23 protein-coding genes and 1 tRNA gene are annotated in these 19,457 nt (G+C 62.7%); 9 read left to right on the top strand and 15 right to left on the bottom strand.

The annotated features are described in order from the left end of the window. Positions 1–5: 5 nt before the first annotated feature. The 3 genes from EJ078_RS22000 to EJ078_RS21990 form a co-directional block, all read right to left on the bottom strand. Positions 6–1,007, bottom strand: a complete 1,002-nt coding sequence (locus EJ078_RS22000) for a nucleoid-associated protein (protein WP_208720811.1) — start codon at positions 1,005–1,007, stop codon at positions 6–8. Between the two features lie 130 nt (positions 1,008–1,137). After that, positions 1,138–1,383, bottom strand: coding sequence for a hypothetical protein (locus EJ078_RS21995; protein ID WP_126034262.1), 246 nt, complete (start codon positions 1,381–1,383; stop codon positions 1,138–1,140). 66 nt (positions 1,384–1,449) lie between these two features. Then, positions 1,450–1,842: a hypothetical protein gene (locus tag EJ078_RS21990; RefSeq protein WP_126034263.1), complete on the bottom strand. Its 393-nt coding sequence runs from the start codon at positions 1,840–1,842 to the stop codon at positions 1,450–1,452. An 854-nt stretch (positions 1,843–2,696) separates the two neighbouring features. On the opposite strand from EJ078_RS21990, the gene EJ078_RS21985 reads away from it, so the two are divergent. The 3 genes from EJ078_RS21985 (at position 2,697) to EJ078_RS21975 (ending at position 4,433) form a co-directional block, all read left to right on the top strand. Beyond that, the gene (locus EJ078_RS21985) at positions 2,697–2,948 is read left to right on the top strand and encodes a hypothetical protein (protein ID WP_091595315.1); all 252 of its coding nucleotides are present in this window, start codon (positions 2,697–2,699) and stop codon (positions 2,946–2,948) included. Between the two features lie 65 nt (positions 2,949–3,013). Beyond that, positions 3,014–3,259, top strand: coding sequence for a helix-turn-helix domain-containing protein (locus EJ078_RS21980; protein WP_236387255.1), 246 nt, complete (start codon positions 3,014–3,016; stop codon positions 3,257–3,259). Continuing rightward, a complete protein-coding gene (locus EJ078_RS21975; RefSeq protein ID WP_091595079.1) occupies positions 3,243–4,433 on the top strand; it encodes a site-specific integrase in 1,191 nt (396 codons plus the stop codon). Before EJ078_RS21980 ends, EJ078_RS21975 begins: the two co-directional genes overlap by 17 nt. A 106-nt stretch (positions 4,434–4,539) precedes the next feature. Here the strand turns inward: EJ078_RS21975 and EJ078_RS21970 are convergent. Next, positions 4,540–4,615: transfer RNA gene (locus EJ078_RS21970), tRNA-Ile, on the bottom strand. 214 nt (positions 4,616–4,829) lie between these two features. On the opposite strand from EJ078_RS21970, the gene EJ078_RS21965 reads away from it, so the two are divergent. Then, entirely contained in the window at positions 4,830–5,540 is a 711-nt protein-coding gene (locus tag EJ078_RS21965) for an SIMPL domain-containing protein (protein WP_095801601.1), read from the top strand. Between the two features lie 211 nt (positions 5,541–5,751). Here the strand turns inward: EJ078_RS21965 and EJ078_RS21960 are convergent, their stop codons facing one another. Further along, entirely contained in the window at positions 5,752–6,102 is a 351-nt protein-coding gene (locus EJ078_RS21960; protein WP_067326832.1) for a hypothetical protein, read from the bottom strand. Between the two features lie 283 nt (positions 6,103–6,385). Next, the gene (locus EJ078_RS21955; RefSeq protein WP_066994651.1) at positions 6,386–6,832 is read right to left on the bottom strand and encodes a YcgN family cysteine cluster protein; all 447 of its coding nucleotides are present in this window, start codon (positions 6,830–6,832) and stop codon (positions 6,386–6,388) included. A gap of 195 nt (positions 6,833–7,027) precedes the next feature. On the opposite strand from EJ078_RS21955, the gene EJ078_RS21950 reads away from it, so the two are divergent. After that, positions 7,028–9,244, top strand: coding sequence for an OmpA family protein (locus tag EJ078_RS21950; RefSeq protein ID WP_127217031.1), 2,217 nt, complete (start codon positions 7,028–7,030; stop codon positions 9,242–9,244). A 421-nt stretch (positions 9,245–9,665) separates the two neighbouring features. Here the strand turns inward: EJ078_RS21950 and EJ078_RS21945 are convergent, their stop codons facing one another. From EJ078_RS21945 to EJ078_RS21935, 3 genes are all read right to left on the bottom strand, one after another. Beyond that, positions 9,666–10,532, bottom strand: coding sequence for an NAD(P)-dependent oxidoreductase (locus tag EJ078_RS21945; protein WP_127403656.1), 867 nt, complete (start codon positions 10,530–10,532; stop codon positions 9,666–9,668). 104 nt (positions 10,533–10,636) lie between these two features. Next, on the bottom strand, positions 10,637–11,284 hold the full coding sequence (locus tag EJ078_RS21940) for a helix-turn-helix transcriptional regulator (protein ID WP_127216857.1): 648 nt from the start codon (positions 11,282–11,284) through the stop codon (positions 10,637–10,639). A gap of 7 nt (positions 11,285–11,291) precedes the next feature. Beyond that, on the bottom strand, positions 11,292–12,164 hold the full coding sequence (locus EJ078_RS21935; protein ID WP_067326816.1) for a S1C family serine protease: 873 nt from the start codon (positions 12,162–12,164) through the stop codon (positions 11,292–11,294). Positions 12,165–12,335: 171 nt separating this feature from the next. Between EJ078_RS21935 and EJ078_RS21930 the strand changes: the two genes are divergently transcribed. After that, positions 12,336–13,283: a trypsin-like peptidase domain-containing protein gene (locus EJ078_RS21930; protein ID WP_127403655.1), complete on the top strand. Its 948-nt coding sequence runs from the start codon at positions 12,336–12,338 to the stop codon at positions 13,281–13,283. Positions 13,284–13,298: 15 nt separating this feature from the next. On the opposite strand, the gene EJ078_RS21925 is transcribed toward EJ078_RS21930, so the two are convergent. Beyond that, entirely contained in the window at positions 13,299–13,724 is a 426-nt protein-coding gene (locus tag EJ078_RS21925; RefSeq protein WP_095801821.1) for a VOC family protein, read from the bottom strand. A 66-nt stretch (positions 13,725–13,790) separates the two neighbouring features. Here EJ078_RS21925 and EJ078_RS21920 point away from each other — a divergent pair, with 66 nt between their 5' ends. Continuing rightward, positions 13,791–14,417, top strand: coding sequence for a TetR/AcrR family transcriptional regulator (locus tag EJ078_RS21920; RefSeq protein WP_127216855.1), 627 nt, complete (start codon positions 13,791–13,793; stop codon positions 14,415–14,417). On the opposite strand, the gene EJ078_RS21915 is transcribed toward EJ078_RS21920, so the two are convergent. Then, on the bottom strand, positions 14,359–15,306 hold the full coding sequence (locus EJ078_RS21915; protein WP_208720810.1) for a LysR family transcriptional regulator: 948 nt from the start codon (positions 15,304–15,306) through the stop codon (positions 14,359–14,361). The two genes, EJ078_RS21920 and EJ078_RS21915, sit on opposite strands and share 59 nt — an antisense overlap. A gap of 110 nt (positions 15,307–15,416) precedes the next feature. Here EJ078_RS21915 and EJ078_RS21910 point away from each other — a divergent pair, with 110 nt between their 5' ends. Together EJ078_RS21910 and EJ078_RS21905 are read left to right on the top strand one after the other, a co-directional pair. Then, complete coding sequence (locus EJ078_RS21910; protein WP_095801606.1) at positions 15,417–16,061, top strand: FMN-dependent NADH-azoreductase; 645 nt, start codon at positions 15,417–15,419, stop codon at positions 16,059–16,061. A gap of 378 nt (positions 16,062–16,439) precedes the next feature. Then, complete coding sequence (locus EJ078_RS21905) at positions 16,440–17,372, top strand: 3-keto-5-aminohexanoate cleavage protein (RefSeq protein WP_095801822.1); 933 nt, start codon at positions 16,440–16,442, stop codon at positions 17,370–17,372. A 26-nt stretch (positions 17,373–17,398) separates the two neighbouring features. Here EJ078_RS21905 and EJ078_RS21900 read toward each other — a convergent pair whose 3' ends face one another. From EJ078_RS21900 to EJ078_RS21885, 4 genes are all read right to left on the bottom strand, one after another. Further along, positions 17,399–17,692, bottom strand: a complete 294-nt coding sequence (locus tag EJ078_RS21900) for an HlyU family transcriptional regulator (protein ID WP_127216048.1) — start codon at positions 17,690–17,692, stop codon at positions 17,399–17,401. A gap of 170 nt (positions 17,693–17,862) precedes the next feature. Next, entirely contained in the window at positions 17,863–18,543 is a 681-nt protein-coding gene (locus EJ078_RS21895) for a PadR family transcriptional regulator (RefSeq protein ID WP_208721657.1), read from the bottom strand. A 147-nt stretch (positions 18,544–18,690) separates the two neighbouring features. Beyond that, the gene (locus EJ078_RS21890) at positions 18,691–19,071 is read right to left on the bottom strand and encodes a DCC1-like thiol-disulfide oxidoreductase family protein (protein WP_189413658.1); all 381 of its coding nucleotides are present in this window, start codon (positions 19,069–19,071) and stop codon (positions 18,691–18,693) included. Between the two features lie 67 nt (positions 19,072–19,138). Beyond that, positions 19,139–19,432, bottom strand: a complete 294-nt coding sequence (locus EJ078_RS21885; protein ID WP_066994615.1) for a GYD domain-containing protein — start codon at positions 19,430–19,432, stop codon at positions 19,139–19,141. Positions 19,433–19,457 lie beyond the last annotated feature (25 nt).

Here is a 19,457-nt window from a genome sequence, read left to right as displayed (position 1 = left end):
CTACGCTACTCCTGATCGTGTTCCAGTCTTTCGATCAGGTCGGGAGGGAGTTCGGTGAAGGTCAGGGTCTTCTTGTCGTCGTTATAGACGATCTTGCCGTCGGTAAGGGCTTGCCGATTGAATTCGACCGACCAGAGCCGCGTCTTCGCGGAGAACTTCACCATCGGCGACAGCGCTCGCTTCTTCGGAACGAAGCCGTCGCCAAGTCCGACATCCGGATCTCCGAGCGATTTGGCGAGTTCTTTCGGGTTCTCTGGAAAGAGCTCGTTGGAGAATGTCTCGAGATCCAAAGGCTCGTTGTCCCGGATGTATCGCTGGCAGATGTCGTACGCCTTCTGCAGGAAAGCTTGCTTGTCCTTCACGAAGCCCTTCGCCGGCTCGGCGAAACCGTTCAGCACGCGCACCAGTGTCCTGGTATCCTCGAGGTCCTGAACGGTGCTGTCGCAACCGAGGAACTCCTTGAAGTACTCGGCGACGTTCCCCTTGCCCTTTAGGAAGCCGATGTAACGGTCCGCCGAGTTAGTCCATGCCGTCATGTTGATCCGGCCGGCGAAGCGGAAGCCGTCGAGGTCGAGGTGTTCGACTGACGCGATGTCAAAGCTTTTGGTGAGCGCCGCACCGAGCTTGTCGCTGATGATCGCCACTAGCAGAAACCGTTGCTCGTCCTTCTCGAGATGCGCGAAAAGGACGTGACCGCCCGTCGCCCCGGGCTTTCGGCGCGCCTGAACGGTCAGTGTCGTCATCAGCTTGGCCGTGAGCGTGGCGAAGTCCTTGAAGTCGCCCTTCCGGAACTCGTCAAGATAGGTCTGTGCCGGATAGTTGTCGGAGCTTGCCGCGAAGCGCCCGTGAGACTTCGAGGCGCGGCTCGCATACATGGCGTGCAGCTCGCCGACCACGCGCTCCACCGTTTCCGAGACCTTGAGGTGCGCGTTACCCGACACCGTTTCAAAACTCTCGGAATTCCTCTTCAGGTCGTGCACCGCGACCTGAATGACCTGCTCGACCATCGAATCCTCCCCTCGTGATGGCAGTTATGCGAGACGTGAGGGCCCGAACGCAAGTGTTCGAAGGATTAGCAGACCGAATATCCACGCCATGCGTGTCGAAAGGCGGAACGTCTTTCGATCCGCTCATGGCCTACGATCGCAGCGCGGTTTGGATCTTCTTCCACTCAGGAATTTCATCGAAATGGTACTTACGCAGCCTCGTGAAAAGATCGAACGCGTGAAGGGTTCTTAGGATTAAGAGCGGGGCATTGAACGACGCCATTAGCACGCCCGAGAGAGTATCTTGCCGTTCAGCGAGCAACGCCTTGAGAACGACGATCTCGTTGCCGGGGTCTACGATCCAGGCTCCGGCATTGGCAACGAAGGTCACCGACACGGAGTCGGCAGCCGGGTGACCGATCTCGCAAAGTTTCGCGTAGGAACGGCTTTATGCCGGGAATCTTCATTCCATCCACGTGGTCGACGTACTGGAAGGTCTGCATCGCCTTGCGACTGCCGGTGTCTTTTCGGTCTTCAGCACCTTCCGGGCATGCGTGAAGTGTATCAGCGTGTCTTCCAACTCCTTAGCGGACAGCATGGGCTCCCCAGCCTGACCCGAAATCTCGGCTCGTATCGCATCCTTGTTGTAGGCGAGCGTCCGGGCCACTGGTCCCAGGCTGTGGTTTATATCGCCTGCGGATTCGATCAGGCTTCTACACGCCGACGCGCAGCCATATAGACTTCCCGCCTCATGTTCGCGGACCGCCACCTTGATCCACCTGGACGTACGGAACACCGATGCGACCGAAGCCATATGCGCCCGGTACAGCATCTCCGTCCAATAGATGTGCCCCATGTACGCCCGCCCGATCGATTCGTCGCGAGCCCTGTATTCGAAATCCGACAAGTCCTTGAAAGTGTACCTGTCTCTCATCAGATCAGGCGCAATGTCGTTGACGATGCGGCCGTAGAGTTCGGAATTCTTCCGAACACTGCGGACTTTTCTTAATGTCCAGATCGAGAGCTGGTGTCGAGGGCGAAACTTGGACCATGCAGCGATCGTCTTTCAAACACATCCTAACAGAGAAGCCGGACGCCATGCGAAGCACGTCGGTGACCGGCTGCTTTCGTATCTTCATTCGCCAAGACCGACCGCCTACTGTCGGCCCAAACGGGACGTCTGAGTAGTGGCTCGCTGATCGCCACTCCTGGCGCAAAGCTGCCAATCGTTGTGCGGCGCCCTCGTCGACTTCGATCGACGAGCCGAAATTGCCTTGCTCCATCTAAAGTTTGAGCGATGAGTTAAAACCGATATGATTAGAAATATCGGTTTCAGCACCAAAGAGTGGCAACTCTGCGACGGCGGTTTTTCGACGGTCCTCGGGATAACGGCTCCGATTTCGACACTGAGGGAGGGTGCGCAAGAGGGCCAGCGGGATGTCGCAGGTGGTTAGCCCCGGTCGTGCACAATGCAATGTAGCCGTCCACCGACTTGCCCCACGAGTCCGCTTAGAAACGCTCTCCTCCCGTGATCCACAGTCCACACGTTGCTACCAGTTTACGCCGCACGAGCTAGTCAGGCCGCTTCCGCTTAACGAGGCTCTTCTTATTTTAGCCCAACACGATCTGCTCGCAGCGAAATGGCAACTAGGATGCGGCTTTGTGCTTCGACACCAACCCGCCCGGAGTATCAGGACCGAGGCAGCGTCCATGAAGAGTGACGCAATCTCGTATCCCCCACGAGGGCTATCTCGTGAGGAAGCAGCTCGTTACATCGGTGTCGGATCGACGCTTTTTGACGAGATGGTTGCCGATGGGCGTATGCCAAAGCCCAAGCGCATCAATAGCCGCGCTGTCTGGGATCGTGTAGCCTTGGATATCGCTTTCACCTCGTTGCCGGACAAAGACAGCGGCCTTCAAGAGCTGTTGGAACGAAGCAAACGGGGCGTGGAAAAAAGATAGCAACTACGCTCGTTGCGTATACGCTGCAGGCGTAGTACGATGATAGCCCGTGCGGAAGGCATGATGTGAACGAGAATGAGAAACTTGCGCAAGACGTGAAAGCATGGCGGGCAAAGGAAGGGTTTACTGCCGAAGCCGCGGCCAAGGTACTGGGAATACCGAGGCGCACCTTTGAAGGCATAGAGCAAGGAAGAGGGTTTCGTTACCCGGTGCTCCTGCGCGTTGCCATCAAAAGCAAAACCCTTTCGCTACGGGCGAGTCTGAAAGGGTCCCCCGGACTGAAAGGAGCATTTGATGGCTCGGCCATTTAAGGATGCCCGTTACCCTGGGGTATCTTCGCGCCTCAAGAACGGCAAGCTAATCTATCGCTACCGCGCAAAGGGCATGCCTGAAATCCGCCTTCCCGGTAAGCCCGGCGATCCCGAGTTCGAGGCGGCTTACGAGAAGGCCACGCAGGGTCAAGGCAAGAAGGCAGTTATCGTCGATTTGCCCGGTCGGGCACTGCCAAAAACCTTTGGTCATGCCGCGCGCCGGCTTGAAACGACAATGGAGTGGTTGGGCTTTGATGAAGCCACGCAGCAGAAGAATGCGCGACTGATTGAGCGTTTTCTCAACCTGCCGGTCGATCCCAACTACCCACTCACCTGGCGCAATACTCCTGTTGAACATCTCGACGCGGATCGGCTTCGCGCCATCATTGAAGGCATCTTCAGGACGAACCGCACAGTCGCCAAACACACGTTGGTCGCCATCAAGAAGCTTCTATGGGTCGCGACCGATGTCGAAAAATGGATCAAGCCGCAGGATGATCCGTCGCTATCTATCCGCGTGCGGGTGCCCAAATCGACCAAGAACCCAGCTTGGCCAATTGCGATGCGCGAAAAGTTCGAGGAGCGACACCCCATCGGTACAGCCGCGCGCACCTGCTATGCACTGGGGTTCTGGCTTGGAAATCGGCGCGGCGATATCGCTGCTCTTGAGTGGGACGATCTTTTAACCGAAGAGATCGAACTGTTCGACGGCTCGCTGGTGCTAATCGAGGCCTTTGATTTCCGCCAGAAGAAGAACCGCAACCGCCATGGCGGGCGGGAGATGTTCATTCCAGTCGTAGACAAACTAGCAACGGCCTTGGACCTGCTCGATCGCTCGAGAGGCGGCACGGTCTTAAAGAACGCCTATGGCAGGTCATTCTCGGAAAAGAGCCTGACCGGCATGATGCAGCACTGGACGCGGCAGGCGGGAATTCCAAGCGGCTACACGCTTCATGGCCTGCGCCGCACCTTCGGCACCTACCTCGCTGAATGCAACATCCAGGCGCGCGCCATCATGGAGGCGATGGGTCATTCCTCCATGACGGTAACAGATGAGTATGTGCGTGAGGCCAATAAGAAGCGGATCGCGGTTGATATTGCTCGTGCCATCAACGAGCGCGAGGCCAAACGCGACGCCATGAAGCGGCGGGCAAACCTCCGCATCGTCAGATAATCAAATCGAGTCGGAACAAACCGGGACCACGGTCCTGCTTTGGGCCCATAATGGGCCCAAAACGTTTTGGGCCGAGGGCACTTTTTGTGAATAAAAACAATGGTTATGGTGGGCCCGGAGGGACTCGAACCCCCAACCAAGCGGTTATGAGCCGCCGGCTCTAACCATTGAGCTACAGGCCCCACGCGGGCTGGCTTAGTGTTTTTCGCCGCCCGGCACAAGGCTTTCGAAAGCGCTGGCGGCAAATGCCAAAATCAGCTCATATTCGCTCCGTACAGCGGTGTGCGCGCCCATCAGGCGCGTGAACTGGTCCGGACTGCCCGCAACGCCGGGAATCGATGCCTTTTTCGAGTCTGGGCAGAGGTGATACCGGATCGCAGATTTCGAGGAGTTTTCATGACCAAATATCTTTTGCCTGTCGCGCTCGCTGCCGCGATCGCGTTTCCGGCGCTGGCAAGCGCCGCCGACACCCAGCCGCCTCCGCGAATTGTCGTCTCGGGCGAAGGCGAAGCGACTGTCGCGCCGGACATGGCGATCCTGACGCTCAGCGTCATGCGTGAGGCAAAGACCGCGCGCGCCGCGCTTGATGCCAACAATGATGCCATGGCGGCCGTGATCGCGGCGATGAAATCGGCCGGAATTGCCGATCGCGACCTGCAGACAGCCGGCATCCAGATCAATCCGCGCTACAATTACACCAACAAGGCGGACGGCAGCCAGGAAGCCGAACTCGTTGCCTACCAGGTGACGAACACACTGTCGGTGCGCGTGCGCGACGTCGACAAGACCGGCGACATCCTCGACAAGGCGGTGTCGCTCGGGGTCAACCAGGGCGGCGGCATCGCCTTCACCAATGATGATCCGAAGGCCACCATCACCGAGGCGCGCAAGAAGGCGGTTGCCGACGCGCTCGCCAAGGCCAAGACGCTCGCCGCGGCCGCCGGCGTCAACCTTGGCAAGGTGATCGAGATCACCGACCAGAACGTCGCGCCGGCGCCGATGCCGTTGAACGCCAAGGCTTTCGATGCCGCCCGCGCCGCCGTGCCGGTGCAGGCCGGCGAGAATTCCTACACCGTCCAGGTGACCGTCACGTTCGAGCTGAAATAGCTTGCCCGCCGCTTTGGTAATCCGACAAAAACAAAACCCCGGAGGACCGATCCTCCGGGGTTTATCTGAGCCGCGCTTCAGCACTGGCCGAAGGGGCTCCACTACTCACAGGTGACATCGGCGAGAGTCATCCTGCTCCCGACCTCGCAGAAGGTCAGCTGGTCCTGCAGAGGATCATGCCCAACCTGTCCTCGCAGGCTCCAGAAAAGCCTCAGCGATAGATGATCGGGCAGCCACGCTCGTTGGCGAAGACCACCACCACGCGGTCGCCATACTGACGGCCGGCCACCTTCACCGTTCGCCGGCTGATGTCGACGATGCGGACGCGGTGCAGGCCCATACGCTCGGCCTTGTCGAGCGCGCGGTCCGGCGAACAGCCGCGGCGGCGCCAGTCGCGATCGCGGCGGTAATAGCCATCATCGCCGGTGTAGACGCCGAAGCGCGGATCGTGATTGTTGCCGAAGCCGAGATAGAGGCTGTCCGCATGCGCCGCCGGGATGGCGCCGAGCGTGCAAAGCCCGACAAGGGCCGAAAGGGCTGCCGTCTTGATCTGGTTGAACATTGTCTCTCTCCTTGTTGTGGGCCTCTCGCCCTTGAACGGATGATTGGCGAACCAATGATTACAAAATGCCTTTTTGTGTCTGAACTTTGTGCGAACCGGCCGTTCATGTCCGGTTCATGTGGAAGAAAGGCAAAACCCCTCACCCGAATGCACTTCCAAATCTGACGCGGGGAACGCGTCACCGCGGCCCCAGTTCCCTCGAGTTCAGATGCGAACCCGTCAGGGTTCGTCATCGTCTTCAAGATGCGGACCCGTCAAGGTTCGTCATCAAGATGCGAACCCGTCAGGGTTCGTCATCAAGCACATAATCAAAATAGTCGTCGGGCTCGGCGAGATCCGTTTCCTTGGCCTTCACCCGGCCGCGGATCGAGATCCCGGCCTCATGCACAGTCTCCGCGCTTCCCGAAACCAGTTTGTGCCACCAATAGAGGTCGTGTCCCTCGGCGATGAGCCGGTAGGCGCATGTCTTGGGCAGCCAGGTGATGGTGCGCACATTCTGCGGTGTCAGCCCGACGCAATCGGGCACGCGCGCCAGCCGGTTGGCATAATCCGAGCAAAGGCATTTTTCGGCGTCGAACAGCCGGCAGCCGACGCTCGTCCAATAGATTTCGCCGGTATCCTCGTCCTCGAGCTTGGACAGGCAGCATTTGCCGCAGCCGTCACATAGTGATTCCCATTCGGCCGGGGTCATGGCCTCGAGAGTCTTGGTTTTCCAAAATGGCGCATTCATGCCGCTGGATTTGGCCCTCCGGGACCTGTCGGTCAAGCACTGCTGTCACAGTGACCCAGTATCAACATTAGAAAAACACGAAATTGCCTTCAAAAGGCCGGCCGGGCATCCTTGGCTGACAACAATGCCCGGCGGAACCAATTGATGCTGTTGAAAGTTTGGGCAGCGATGGGACCCCAGTAGGAGAAAATCGATATGAAACGCCAACCACGGATTCTGGCAGGTACGGCAATCGGCCTGCTAATGGCATCCGCGCCGTTGGGCGCGTATCCGCTGCAGGCCGATCTCGGCCCTTCGCGGGGGACGCCGTTTATCCTAGCGCAGTCGAACTGCGCCGAAGGCCAATCGGCTGAGGAATGTGCGCAAGGCCAGCAGGGGCAAGCCGAGCAGCCGAGGAAAAAGAAGCGCGAGCAGCAGACGGAATCGGCGCCGGCCGAACAGTCCGCCGAGCCCGAGCAGAAGCCGCGCCGGAAGCGGCAGGACCAGCAGCAGTCCGGCCAGGCGGAAGAGGCGGCCCCGGCGGAGCAGCAGCTCAAACCGCGCAAGAAACGCGATCAACAGCAGCAGATCGAGGCAGCCCCTGCCGATCAGGGCGGACAGGCTGCGACTGACGAGCAGCAGCCGCGCAAGAAGAAGCGCCAGCAGCAGACCGAAACCGCACCGGCCGAGCAGCCGGCCGAACAGGCCGCGCCGGCGAGCGACGAACAGCAGCCGCGCAGGAAGAAGCGCCAGCAGCAGACCGAAACCGCACCGGCCGAGCAGCCGGCCGAACAGGCCGCGCCGGCGAGCGACGAACAGCAGCCGCGCAGGAAGAAGCGCCAGCAGCAGCAAACCGAGACCGCACCGGCCGAGCAGCCTGCCGAACAGGCGGCGCCCGCCAACGACAACACGCCGCAGGACAAGCTGCGCAGGAAGAAGCGGGATCAGCAGCAAACCGAGACCGCACCGGCCGAGCAGGCGCCGAAGACCGAAGCTCCTGCCGGCGAGGCACAGCAGGCCGAGCCCCAGCAAGACAATCAGCAAGCAGCACCGGCCGAAGGCGAACAGCCTTCGGACAAGACCAAGCGCAGAAAGATGGTCGGCGAGCAGCCCGGCACCGGTCAGGCGGTGACGGGAGAGCAACCTTCGACCCAGCAGCCCTCCAGCGAAGGCCAGGCAACGAGCCAGCCCGCTACCGGTGAGCAGCCGGCTGAAGGCGGCGCGAACGCCGGCGCTGCCGCACAGGGCGAAGCCCCTGCCAACGCGAACGAGGCTCCCATTCTCGACAGCCAGAAGGATGTCGTTCGCAAGCGCAAGGGCCGCCAGCCGGCCGGCCAGAACGAGAATGGTCAGGCCGGTGTCGAGCAAGGCGGCAACCAAGCTGGACAGCAGGGCGGCAATCAGGCCGAGCAGCGGCCTGCCGCGGTCGATCAGGGGCCCCCGCCCACCGACGACAAGGCGGCCCAGCAGGCGATCAAGCCTGAGAAGCTTGTTCCGGTCACCGAGGAAAAGGGCAAGCGGATCGAGCTTACGCCCGAGCAGGTGGTCCGCGAGCGCCGCCGGCCCCAGGGCGCGGATGTGGTGAAGCAGTTCGGCGACCGCGTGATCCTCCAGTTCAACAACCAGACTTTCGTGGAAAGCAACGAGGCTCCTCGCATCACCCGTGGCGCCAGGGACGTCTATTACGAGGATCTGCCGCGCGGCCGCACCCGCGAGACCGTGGAGCGCGAGAATGGCGTCAAGATCGTCACCATCCGCAACCGCAATGGCGACATCGTCCAGCGTTCGCGCATCACGCCTGACGGGCGCGAATATGTCCTGAGCTATGTCGACGAGCGCTATTACCAGGATGTCGACGACTGGCGCGATCCAGGCGACGACCTGCCGCCGATGCGTCTCGACATATCGCGTCGGGACTACATCCTGGATTCGGAAGAAGTCGAGGATCCGGACGAGTATTACACCTTCCTCGAGCAGCCGCCGGTAGAGAGGGTCCAGCGTCTCTACTCGATCGACGAGGTCAAGCGCTCGGCCCGCGTGCGCGACATCGCCCGTCGTATCGACCTCGACACGCTCAACTTCGATTTCGGCTCGGCGACTCTTTCCGACACCGAAGTGCAGAAGCTCGAAGGCGTGGCCACCGCCATGGACAAACTTCTCAAGAAGAACCCGGCCGAGACCTTCCTGATCGAGGGCCACACCGACGCCGTCGGTACGCCTGACGCGAACCTCGCACTGTCGGATCGGCGTGCCGAGGCGGTCGCCGAAGCGTTGACCAACGCTTTTGGCGTCCCGGCCGAGAACCTCACGACACAGGGCTATGGCGAGGAATATCTCAAGGTGAATACGTCTAGCCCGAACCGCGAGAACCGTCGTGTCGCCATCCGCCGCATCACCTCGCTGGTGGCGCCTGTGGCGAGCAACGAGCAATGACTTGAAGATCCTGAGCCGATTTTCGGAATCGGCGCGACAAGATTGGGCCCGTCCGGATCCGGACGGGCCCTTTCTCTTGGAATTCAAGAAGAATTGTCCCGCTCATCCCGCCGTGCTCATTGAATCGCCGCATTGCGGCACCCAGATTCCAGTCAGGGCGTTCCCTGCCCTGTCCCGACTCCAGCGGGACACATGAGCCCCGCCGGCGCCCCTCTCCGGCGGGGCTTTATCTTGAAAATAAGTCCACCTGCCCGAGATACGGCCGAACCCCACAGAGCAATTCCAGGAGAGTGCGCAGCGGTTTTCGGAATTGCGTAGATCAGGGCGAAACCGCCCGGAACATCTCAGGAAGCGTCTCGAACTCGCGTCGAATCCGTCGAAAGGCAGGAAGGGCGCCGCGGAATGAGGCGGCCGCGGGCTGTCAGTAGATCCTTCTGACCTTCGTCGGCGAGTTGGCGAACACCTCGTCCGGCACGAAGAAATCGCCGGCAAGCTGATCCGCCGCGCCTGGCGCATAGGCCGAAAAGTCCGTGACGCCCTCGGCCCGCAGCACCTCTTCGTCGATGTAGAAATTGCCGGTCGCCTCGCGCGCCGGCCGCAGGAAGATCGCGCACGCGGCATCGGCCATGATGTCGGGCGAGCGGCTCATCGCAGCCACCGTGGCGCCACCCAGGAGATTGCGCACGGCGGCCGTGTCGATGGTCGAGATCGGCCACAACGAATTGACGGCGATGCCGTCTTTGGCGAACTCGGCGCTCATGCCGAGCGTGCACATGGACATGCCGAACTTGGCCATCGTGTAGGCGACGTGGTTCTTGAACCACTTGGCCTTCATGTCGAGCGGCGGCGCCAGATTCAGGATGTGAGGATTCTTTGCCAACTTCAGGTGTGGAATGCACATTTTGGACACCAGGAACGTGCCGCGCGTGTTGATCTGGTGCATCAGATCGTAGCGCCTCATGTCGGTCTCCAGCGTGCCGGTAAGCTGGATGGCGCTGGCATTGTTGACGCAGATGTCGATGCCGCCGAACCGCTCGACGGTTTTTGCCACCGCCTCGCCGACCTGAGCCTCGTCGCGGATGTCGCAAAGCACCGGCAGCGCCTTGCCGCCGGCCTGCTCGATTTCTTCGGCCGCGCTGTAGATCGTGCCCGGCAGCTTCGGATGCGGCTCGGCGGTTTTGGCTGCAATCGTTATATTGGCGCCGTCGCGCGCCGCGCGCAGCGCGATCGCCAACCCAATCCCGCGCGATCCGCCCGAGATGAATAGCGTCTTTCCCTTGAGCGACATGTCTCGGCTCCCTCTGCAACAGTGAGGCAACTTGCGCGGCGGGCAGCCGTGGCGCAAGGCCCAACGCACCGGTCGGAGGTTACGCAGCGTCGTGCTGAAAGGGTCTAGACCAGCACCAGCCCTTGCCGCATGGCGATGGCGATCGCATCGGTGCGGTTGGCGGCGCCGAGCTTGATCAGGATCGCGGCGACGTGGAATTTCGCCGTGTGGACGGAGATGTTGAGCCGCCGGGCGATTACCTTGTTGGGCGCGCCTTCCGCCAGCAGCGCGAGCACTTCAGCTTCGCGCGGCGACAACGCCGCGCGGGGCTGGTTGTCGTCGGGCGTCTCGTCCTCGGACACCCCCGCGTGGAACTCGCCATGTGCACCAAGATCGGACGGTCCTGCCCGGCCGATGCGATAGCCGGACGCCGCCAAGCGCAAGGCGGCGGCAATCAGCAGGCCGTCGGCGGAGGCCGGCAGCGTCGCAAACACATTGCCGCCCGGCCTTTCATGGCCGGCGCGACGCGACAGCAGCACACATGGCGTTGCCGGGCTCACGGCCCGGCTTTCCGAAGCAGCCACATCGACCAAGGCTACATCCGCCGTTTGACCCATGCCGCTCCCGGCGAGGATCGGCAGCAGGTCCTCGCTCGCCGCAAGCGAATCGACCAGTTGCTCGGCGCGGGCCGCGTCGCCGAGCGCGATCAGCACCGTCAGCCGGGTGCTTGCCGGCTCCGGTCGAGCAATCGTTTGTATCGCGCTGCTTGCCATCGGCCTCTCAGCTCAACGGCTTTTCGCCGATGGTGATCGAAACATCGCGCTCAGCGCCGCCGCTCAAGATACCGAGCGTCACGGTGGTGCCGGCGCTGTCCGGCCCGAGCTTGCGGATCAGCTCGCGCGGCCCATGCACGGCCTCGCCATTCCAGGTGACGATGATGTCGCCGACATGCAGGCCGGCGGCTTTCGCCGGGCCGCTGTCGTCGAGGCTCATCACCATGGCGCCGTGGGTGTCGCTGTTGCGGATCGGGTGCAGCCCGGCACCGAGATAGCCGCGCGCGACATGTCCCTTCTCGCGCAGCGTCGCAACCGCCCGCTCGATCGTCTCGTAAGGCATGACCAGCGCCCGCCGGCGCGGCCCGAACAAGAGCATGCCGATCAGGCCGCCCTTGGCATCGAGCACCGGACCGCCCTCGAAGCGGCCGCCGGCGTTGATGGCCAGATTGATGCGCCGTTCGATCGCGCCGCCGCGCATCGAGCGCCAGGCGGGCCCGACCTCGCCGACCGTGCCAAAGACCGCAAGTGCTGCCCCTTCGCTATTGCCGACGGCGATCGCCACGTTGCCGGGGCGCACGGCAGCGGCCTCAGCCAGTTGCGGCAGACCGGCGGCGGAAGCCGGCTTCAGCAGGGCAACGCCCGTCGAAGGATCTCGGCCGGCAAGCTCGGCCTTCACAGTTTCGCCCGAGGCCAGCGTCAGTTCGATCTCCTCTCCGGCTTCGACCGCTTCCTCCGCGGTAACAAAGAAGCCGTCGCGCCAGTGGAAGGCGCTCGCGGTGCGGTGGTGATGCGTAGCGAAGCTTGCCAGCGCCGGCGCGGCGGCCGCCGCGACATCGGCAACGGCATCGGAAAAGGCACTAAGGTTGAAGTTGCTCATATCGATGGTCTCCTGGGTTCTGTGACCCAGATATCGCTCCATGGCCCCGCCGCGAATACTCGCCTGACGGCTAGTCGAGTGCCTGACTGGCCATGTGGTCAGGTCGCGGCAATTGCTGCCGCTCCGCACATATAGGCATCGTTTGCGCCAGATCACACGGGAGCCCCACCCATGGCCTTCGCCGCCGAAAAACTCCGATCCGATGACGCCTTGCTCGACGCCTACTCGGCGACTGTCGCCGACGCCGTCGACCGAATCGGGCCGGCCGTGTGCCGCATCGAGCGCATTGGTGCCGGCGGCCATGGCTCGGGCTTCGTGATCGCTCAGGACGGGCTGGTCGTCACCAATTTCCACGTCGTCAACGACGCCCGCGACGTTCGCGTCACGATGCCGGATGGCGCTTCGCGCGAGGGGCGCGTGCTTGGCCGCGATCCCGACACCGACATTGCGCTGGTTCGCGCCGACGGCAGCTTCGCCGACATCGCCCCGCTCGGCGATTCCAAGCGCCTCAGGCGCGGCCAGATCGCGATCGCCATCGGCAATCCGCTCGGCTTCGAATGGACCGTCACCGCCGGCGTCGTCTCGGCGCTCGGCCGCTCAATGCGCGCCTCGACCGGCAGGCTGATCGACGACGTCATTCAGACGGACGCCGCGCTCAACCCCGGCAATTCCGGCGGACCGCTGGTGTCGTCGGCTGGCGAAGTCGTCGGTGTCAACACCGCCATGATCCACGGCGCGCAAGGCATTGCCTTCGCGGTCGCCTCCAACACCGCCAATTTCGTCATTTCCGAGATCATCCGCTTCGGCCGCGTGCGCCGCGCCTTCATCGGCGTCTCTGCCGATACGACCAACCTGCCGCGCCGTGCCGCACTTCTCTCGCAGGTCACGACCAACACGGCCGTGCGCCTGCGCAGTGTCGAGAAGAACGGCCCCGCCGCGAGGGCTGGCCTGAAGGAAGGCGACATCATCGCCGCTCTCGACGGCCGACCGGTCACCGGCGTCGATGATCTCGTGCGCATGCTCGACGCCGAACGTATCGGTCGCGAGACGCTCTGCACCGTCGTGCGCCGCACCGGCGTCAGCCAGGTCGCCGTGACGCCGGTGGCGCGGACGAACTGAGACCCGCTGTCCGGCCTAGCTCCCGGCCGCACCTTTGGCGTATTGCGCCAGGAATTCTTCGCTCGGCGCAATAGGCTTGATCACGTCGATCAGCACGCCGTTGGGGTCCTTGGTGATGAAATGGCGCTGGCCGAAGGGCTCGTCGCGCAAGGTGCGCAGGATCGGCAGGCCTGCGGCCACGATGCGCTCATAGACGGCGTCGGGATCGCGGACCTCGAAATTGATCAGCAGGCCGGACGTGCGTCCCCGGCCCTCCTCAGGGATCGTCTCATGGTCCCCGTCGACGATGCCGAGATTGACGCGGCGATCCTCGGCCGACTGCAGATGGACGTACCAGTCGCTGTCGAACACCGCCTTGAAGCGGAAATGCTCGACATAAAAGGCCGCCGTGGCGGCGACGTCGCCGGTCATCAGCACCGGATAATAGCTGGTCGTCTTCATCTTTCTTTCTCCTGCCATCCAACATACAGTCTGTATGTAAGTGCAATTAACATACAGGCTGTATGTATGCAACCAGAGTCTGGACGCCGCTCCAACCGCGACCGCACCGAGGCAACGCGCGCCGATCTGATCCGCGCGGCGCGAAAATTGTTCACGGAAAAATCCTATGCGGAGACGGGCACGCCGGAGATCGTGGCCGCCGCCGGCGTGACGCGTGGGGCGCTCTATCATCATTTTGCCGACAAGCAGGCGTTGCTCGCCGCGGTCGTCGAACAGGAGGCAGCGACCGTCGCAGCGGAGATCGACCGCGCCTCGCCCGCCTCGCTCTCGGCCCGCGATGCCTTGATCTCCGGCTCCGGCGCCTATCTCGCCGCGATGCGCGCGCCCGGCCGCACGCGGCTTTTGCTGCTCGATGGGCCGGCCGTGCTTGGCCGCGCGGCGATGGACGAGATCGACAACCGCCACGGCAACCGCTCGCTGCGCGAAGGCCTGATCGCAGCCATGCGCGCGCGCTCGATGGTCAAGCTGCCGGCCGAGGCGCTGACCGCGGTGCTGGCCGCCGCCTTCGATCGCGCGGCTTTGGCCATCGAGGCCGGCGCATCGGCCGAGGAGTATCGCGCCGTGCTGATGGCGCTCATGGACGGCTTGTCTCCGGCTCCTCCTCCGTCCAAACGCCCGGCTCCAGCTCGTTGAAGCAGCCGAGCTGCCGCTTGAACTCGTCGATGAGCCACGACGCCGCCGGCTTGGGGCTTCGGTCGTTGCGGTGCATCGCGTACATCGGCGCACGCACCTCGCGATAAGGCTCGAGATCGAGCTCGACCAGCCGCCCGCTGGCGATGTCGTCGGCAATCAGCCAGCGCGGCAAGCCTCCCCAGCCGAGACCCTCACGCATCAGGGCATGCTTGGTGCGCACGTCCGTCAGCCGCCAGGTGCGATAGGCAAACACGCCATAGTCGCGGCCCCGCGTCCGCTCCGACTGGTCGGAGACGACAAGCTGGATGTGGTCGCGCAGATCTTCGATCGCAATTGGCTTCGGCAGTTTCGCCAGCGGATGGTCGGGTGCGGCAGCCGGCACCAGCGAGATGAAGCCGATGCGCAGCAGATTGACGTCCGCATCGCCTTGCAGGCCGCCAAAGCCGAGGTCCGACTGGCCGTTGACGACCTGATCGACGATCAGGCCGAGCGAACCGATATAGAGGCGCAGCATCACCGCCGGGAACTGAGCCTCGAAGGCCTTGAGCACCCACACGAGCGCCGGCGAAGGCAGCGCCACGTCGACCGACAGGTTTACTTCCGCCTCCAGCCCTTGCCTGTAGCCGTCGGCGCGCGAGCGGATGCGCTGCAGCACACCGATCATGCGCCGCGCGTCCTCCAGCATGGCCTTTCCGACATCGGTCAGTTGCGGCTCGCGCAGGCCTTCGCGCTCGAACAGTTTCAGGCCCAGTTGCGCTTCCAGGTTGGCGATGCCGTAGCTCACCACCGACTGCGCCCTGTTTAGCTTGCGCCCCGCGGCCGAGAAGCTGCCGGTGTCGGCCACCGCCACCAGGATCTGCAATTGGTCGAGTGTCGGATTTGGCTGCATGATCAATCCACATTCTCGATGGATACTATGCAAATAATACCAGTTTTCCGGATAGAGCGGCAACCCCATATTGGACGGGAAAGTCAATCCAACCCAAAGGGGACACCGCCATGTCCATACTGCTTGTTACCTCCAGCCCGCGCGGCGCCGCCTCGCACTCGACCCGAGTCGCCACCGATCTTGCTCAGAAGCTGGTTGCCGCCGATCCGTCCAACACACTTGTCGTGCGCGACTTGGTCGCCGATCCGCTGCCGCATATCGATCCTGACTATGCCACCGGCATCTACACCCCGGCCGAGGCGCGCAGCCCGCGTCAGGCCGAGGTGGTCGGCGTGTCCGATGCAGTGCTGGACGAGCTGTTCGCGGCCGACAAAATTATCCTCGCCACCGGTTTCATCAACTTCAACATTTCCTCGACGCTGAAGTCGTGGATCGACCACGTCGCACGCTCGGGCAGGACCTTTGCCTATGGTGAGAATGGCCCGAAGGGCCTGGTCACCGGCAAAAAGGTCTATATCGTGCTTGCTTCGGGCGGCATCTATTCCGAGGGTGCCGCGGTGCAGATGGATCACGCCATCCCCTACCTGCGCGGCGTGCTTGCCTTCCTAGGCATGACGGACGTCGAAGTGATCCGCGTCGAAGGCGTCGGCATGGGCGCCGACGCGGTTACCGCCGCGCTTGCCAAGGCGACTGCCAAGGTGGATGCAATCGCGGCCGCGGCTGCTAACGCGGACGGGATCGCCGTGGCCGCGTAATCATTGCGCTGAGAATGAGGAAACCCTGAGAATGAAAAGGCGGGCGCCGATCGGCGCCTGCCTTTTTTGCATGTTCGTCAAGCCGTGCCGATCTGGAACGACTGTTTCTTCCCGCTGGTGCTGATCACCTTCGACAATTTGAGGAAACTGCCCGAGGGGCTGACGGTGTTCGTCGGATTCACCGCCGACCAGCTGTTCACCGGGCTGACACTGGCGGCGCTGCCGAGTACCCTGTTCTATGTCGTGCTGTCGAAGCGGTTCATTTCCGGCATCACTCAAAGCGGTCGACAGGGCGCGGTCGACAGGGCGCGCTCGAACAGGGCGCGCTCGAACAGGGCGCGCTCGAACAGCGAAGAGATCAGATCAGGACATCAAAAAGTGGCAAGTCAGAACAAGATCATCATCACCTGCGCGGTCACAGGCTCGATCCACACGCCGTCAATGTCGCCGCACTTGCCGGTCACGGCCGAGGAGATCGCGACCGCCGCTATCGAGGCGGCAGAGGCGGGTGCCGCGATCGTCCACCTTCATGCCCGCAATCCGGTCGACGGACGCCCCGACCAGTCGATCGAGGCGTTCGCCCCTTTCCTGCAGGTCATCAAGCAGCGCTCCAACTGCGTCGTCAACATCACCACCGGTGGTGCGGCGACGATGAGCGTGGAGGAACGCGTCAGGCCCGCGAAAGTCTTCGCGCCCGAGATCGCTTCACTCAACATGGGCTCGATGAACTTCGCGCTGTTTCCGATGCTGGAGCGCTTCAAGACGTTCGAGCATGAGTGGGAGCGGCCCTATCTCGAATCGTCGCGCGACCGGATCTTCCGCAACACTTTCGGCGATATCGAGCACATATTGCGCACCTGCGCCGACAACGGCACTCGCTTCGAGATCGAGTGCTACGACATCAGCCATCTCTATACCCTGGCGCATTTCGTCGAGCGCGGGCTGGTGAAGGCACCGTTCTTCGTCCAGAGCGTGTTCGGCATCCTCGGCGGCATCGGCACGCATCCGGAGGACGTCGCCCATATGAAGCGCACGGCCGACCGGCTGTTCGGCAACGACTATCACTGGTCGGTGCTGGGCGCCGGCCGCCACCAACTGCCGATCGCCACGCAGGCGATCGCGCTGGGCGGCAATGTGCGGGTTGGCCTGGAGGACTCGTTATGGATCGGCAAGGGCAAGCTTGCCCGCTCGAGCGCCGAACAAGTAACGAAGGTCCGCCAGATCATCGAGGGCCTCGGCGCCTCGATCGCCACTCCCGACGAGGCGCGGCAGATCCTGCAGCTCAAGGGCGGTGATAAGGTCGCGTTCTGATCCCGGCAAAAGAACTGCGGTAGCCCCTATCCAAACATCCGCTCGCCCTGCTCGTCGACGAGCTGGATGCCCTTTTTGATCGAGATGTCGACCGCATCGTCCAGCCCGGCGAAACGGTCGGCGCGGATGAAGCGGTGCTCCTTCATCACGCCGTCCACTTCCTTGGAGACGACGCCGCAGGTCTGGTACTGGCCATCCGCCTTGTAGGGCGTGGCGCTGATCAGGAATCCCTTGTGCTCGACCTGCTTTGCCGGCTTCGCGGCTCCGGTGTCCGTCGCCCCACCACCGCCGCCGCCGAAAAGACGTTTCAGAAAAGACATAGCGCATCCTCCAGCGGCAAATCGTGCTGCATCACATAGCGTGCCGCAGGACGATTTTCACTACAGCATGATCCCGAAAACTGTGCAGCGGTTTTCAGGCAGATCATGCTCACACAAAGATAAACGGTCATCGATCGAGCCAGCAATAGCTCCTTCAGTGCCAGGGCGGCTCAGCGACGCGAGAGGGCTTCGAGCGCTGCGGCGGCGTCTTCCAGAATGCTGATCGCCTCGGCCTGCTTGTCCTCCGGCGCATCGACGATATCGCTGAGCGCGGCACGTAGGCGGTGGCGCAGCGCGCGGAACCGGTCGCGCTTTTCGTGACGGCCGCGCCGGCCGCCGTCCTCGCCCTCGTCGTTCCAGCCGAACCAGTCGCGAGCCTTGGCCATCTTGCGGCCGAACCGCTCGAGATAGTCGAGCACGTGATCGATCATCTCGCGATTTTGCTCAAGATGCGCCCTGCCCGCCTCGGTGATCGAGAACACCTTCTTGTTGCCTTCGCTTGACGAGACGGCATAGCCGGCCTCCTCGAGAAAGGTGAGCGTCGGATAGACCACGCCCGGGCTCGGGCTGTAGATGCCGCTGGTGCGTTCCTCCAGCGCCTTGATGATGTCGTAGCCGTGCCGCGGCACCTCGGCCAGAAGCGACAGCGTGATCAGCTTGAGATCGCCGTCGGCCAGCATGCGGCCGGCGCGGAACATGTCGCCCGGACCGCCGCGGCCGCCGCCGCCGCCGCCGCGCATGCCCTGCCCGAAGGGACCAAAGCCGCCGCCGCGACCGCCGAAACGACCGGCCATGTGCATGAACATGCGCTGACCGAAATGGTTGTGCCCGAAGGGATTGTGCTTGTGCATCATGACTGCTTGAGTTCTATCTTACGATATATCTTAAGTAGGCGGCGGCTCGGGTCAAGTTAAGATATATCTTACGATGTATCTTGGTTCACGCCAAGTGAACTCGCCAGGCGGTCGAAATGCGACGCCACGCCCTGCGAAAACCGGCTACCAGCGGCCTTTGCGGCGGTTCCAGGCGTAGAGAAGATCGGCAAACCGATCATAGACAAAGCGCGTCAGCCGCAGCACGACCGAATTGCCGAACAGGGTGGCGAGCCATCCCTCGCCAGGCGTGAGCCGCCAGACGGCGATCGCCACATCGGCACCGACCAGCAGCTTGCCCTCGGCATCGGTCGCATGCAGCCGCCGGCGGACATCCTCGAGCGAGGCGCCGAAGGCTGAAAGCGCTTGCGGTTCGAAATTAATGTCGCGGAATTCGACGCGGCCGGACTTGACCGCTTCAATCAGCCGCCGTTTCTGGCGGTTGATGCCGGCATCGCAGACCGGGCAGCGTGTGTTGTACCAGACAGTCAGCAACGGCTCAGGCATCGCGCGACTATCGGCGACCGAGCGCGGCACCGCAATATCAGCATCGAGCCGGGCTGTTTCCGGCGCTCTACCCCAGCGAACTGATGATCTCGCGGTAGGCGAATTCCGGAAACGCCTTCATCGTCCGCGTCCTGACATTGCCGCCCGACGACAACATCAGCGCGAAACGGGCAAGCACGGCATCGTCCGGCGCTTCGACAATGGCGACCATGTCGCATTCGCCCATCGTCAGATAGAATGCCTTGAACGATCCGCCCATTTCACCGAGCAGCTTCTTGGCGGCATCGAGCCGTTTCGGCGACTCCCGCACGTTCTTGGCGCCCAATTCGGTCCAGTTGATAAGCACGATGTAGGTTGTCATGGCACACCTCCCACCGGGAGCCACG

Source organism: Mesorhizobium sp. M1A.F.Ca.IN.022.06.1.1, from assembly GCF_003952605.1.
GTDB lineage: Bacteria > Pseudomonadota > Alphaproteobacteria > Rhizobiales > Rhizobiaceae > Mesorhizobium.
The sequence above is the reverse complement of the archived record's forward strand: the minus strand, read 5'-3'. Positions and strand labels throughout refer to the sequence as shown.

Coding starts and splice junctions, on each gene's coding strand:
- EJ078_RS22000 (WP_208720811.1), bottom strand. CDS start 1,007: ATGGTCGAGCAGGTCATTCAGGTCGCGGTGCACGACCTGAAGAGGAAT.
- EJ078_RS21990 (WP_126034263.1), bottom strand. CDS start 1,842: ATGGGGCACATCTATTGGACGGAGATGCTGTACCGGGCGCATATGGCT.
- EJ078_RS21985 (WP_091595315.1), top strand. CDS start 2,697: ATGAAGAGTGACGCAATCTCGTATCCCCCACGAGGGCTATCTCGTGAG.
- EJ078_RS21975 (WP_091595079.1), top strand. CDS start 3,243: ATGGCTCGGCCATTTAAGGATGCCCGTTACCCTGGGGTATCTTCGCGC.
- EJ078_RS21965 (WP_095801601.1), top strand. CDS start 4,830: ATGACCAAATATCTTTTGCCTGTCGCGCTCGCTGCCGCGATCGCGTTT.
- EJ078_RS21960 (WP_067326832.1), bottom strand. CDS start 6,102: ATGTTCAACCAGATCAAGACGGCAGCCCTTTCGGCCCTTGTCGGGCTT.
- EJ078_RS21955 (WP_066994651.1), bottom strand. CDS start 6,832: ATGAATGCGCCATTTTGGAAAACCAAGACTCTCGAGGCCATGACCCCG.
- EJ078_RS21950 (WP_127217031.1), top strand. CDS start 7,028: ATGAAACGCCAACCACGGATTCTGGCAGGTACGGCAATCGGCCTGCTA.
- EJ078_RS21945 (WP_127403656.1), bottom strand. CDS start 10,532: ATGTCGCTCAAGGGAAAGACGCTATTCATCTCGGGCGGATCGCGCGGG.
- EJ078_RS21940 (WP_127216857.1), bottom strand. CDS start 11,284: ATGGCAAGCAGCGCGATACAAACGATTGCTCGACCGGAGCCGGCAAGC.
- EJ078_RS21935 (WP_067326816.1), bottom strand. CDS start 12,164: ATGAGCAACTTCAACCTTAGTGCCTTTTCCGATGCCGTTGCCGATGTC.
- EJ078_RS21930 (WP_127403655.1), top strand. CDS start 12,336: ATGGCCTTCGCCGCCGAAAAACTCCGATCCGATGACGCCTTGCTCGAC.
- EJ078_RS21925 (WP_095801821.1), bottom strand. CDS start 13,724: ATGAAGACGACCAGCTATTATCCGGTGCTGATGACCGGCGACGTCGCC.
- EJ078_RS21920 (WP_127216855.1), top strand. CDS start 13,791: ATGCAACCAGAGTCTGGACGCCGCTCCAACCGCGACCGCACCGAGGCA.
- EJ078_RS21915 (WP_208720810.1), bottom strand. CDS start 15,306: ATGCAGCCAAATCCGACACTCGACCAATTGCAGATCCTGGTGGCGGTG.
- EJ078_RS21910 (WP_095801606.1), top strand. CDS start 15,417: ATGTCCATACTGCTTGTTACCTCCAGCCCGCGCGGCGCCGCCTCGCAC.
- EJ078_RS21900 (WP_127216048.1), bottom strand. CDS start 17,692: ATGTCTTTTCTGAAACGTCTTTTCGGCGGCGGCGGTGGTGGGGCGACG.
- EJ078_RS21895 (WP_208721657.1), bottom strand. CDS start 18,543: ATGCACAAGCACAATCCCTTCGGGCACAACCATTTCGGTCAGCGCATG.
- EJ078_RS21890 (WP_189413658.1), bottom strand. CDS start 19,071: ATGCCTGAGCCGTTGCTGACTGTCTGGTACAACACACGCTGCCCGGTC.
- EJ078_RS21885 (WP_066994615.1), bottom strand. CDS start 19,432: ATGACAACCTACATCGTGCTTATCAACTGGACCGAATTGGGCGCCAAG.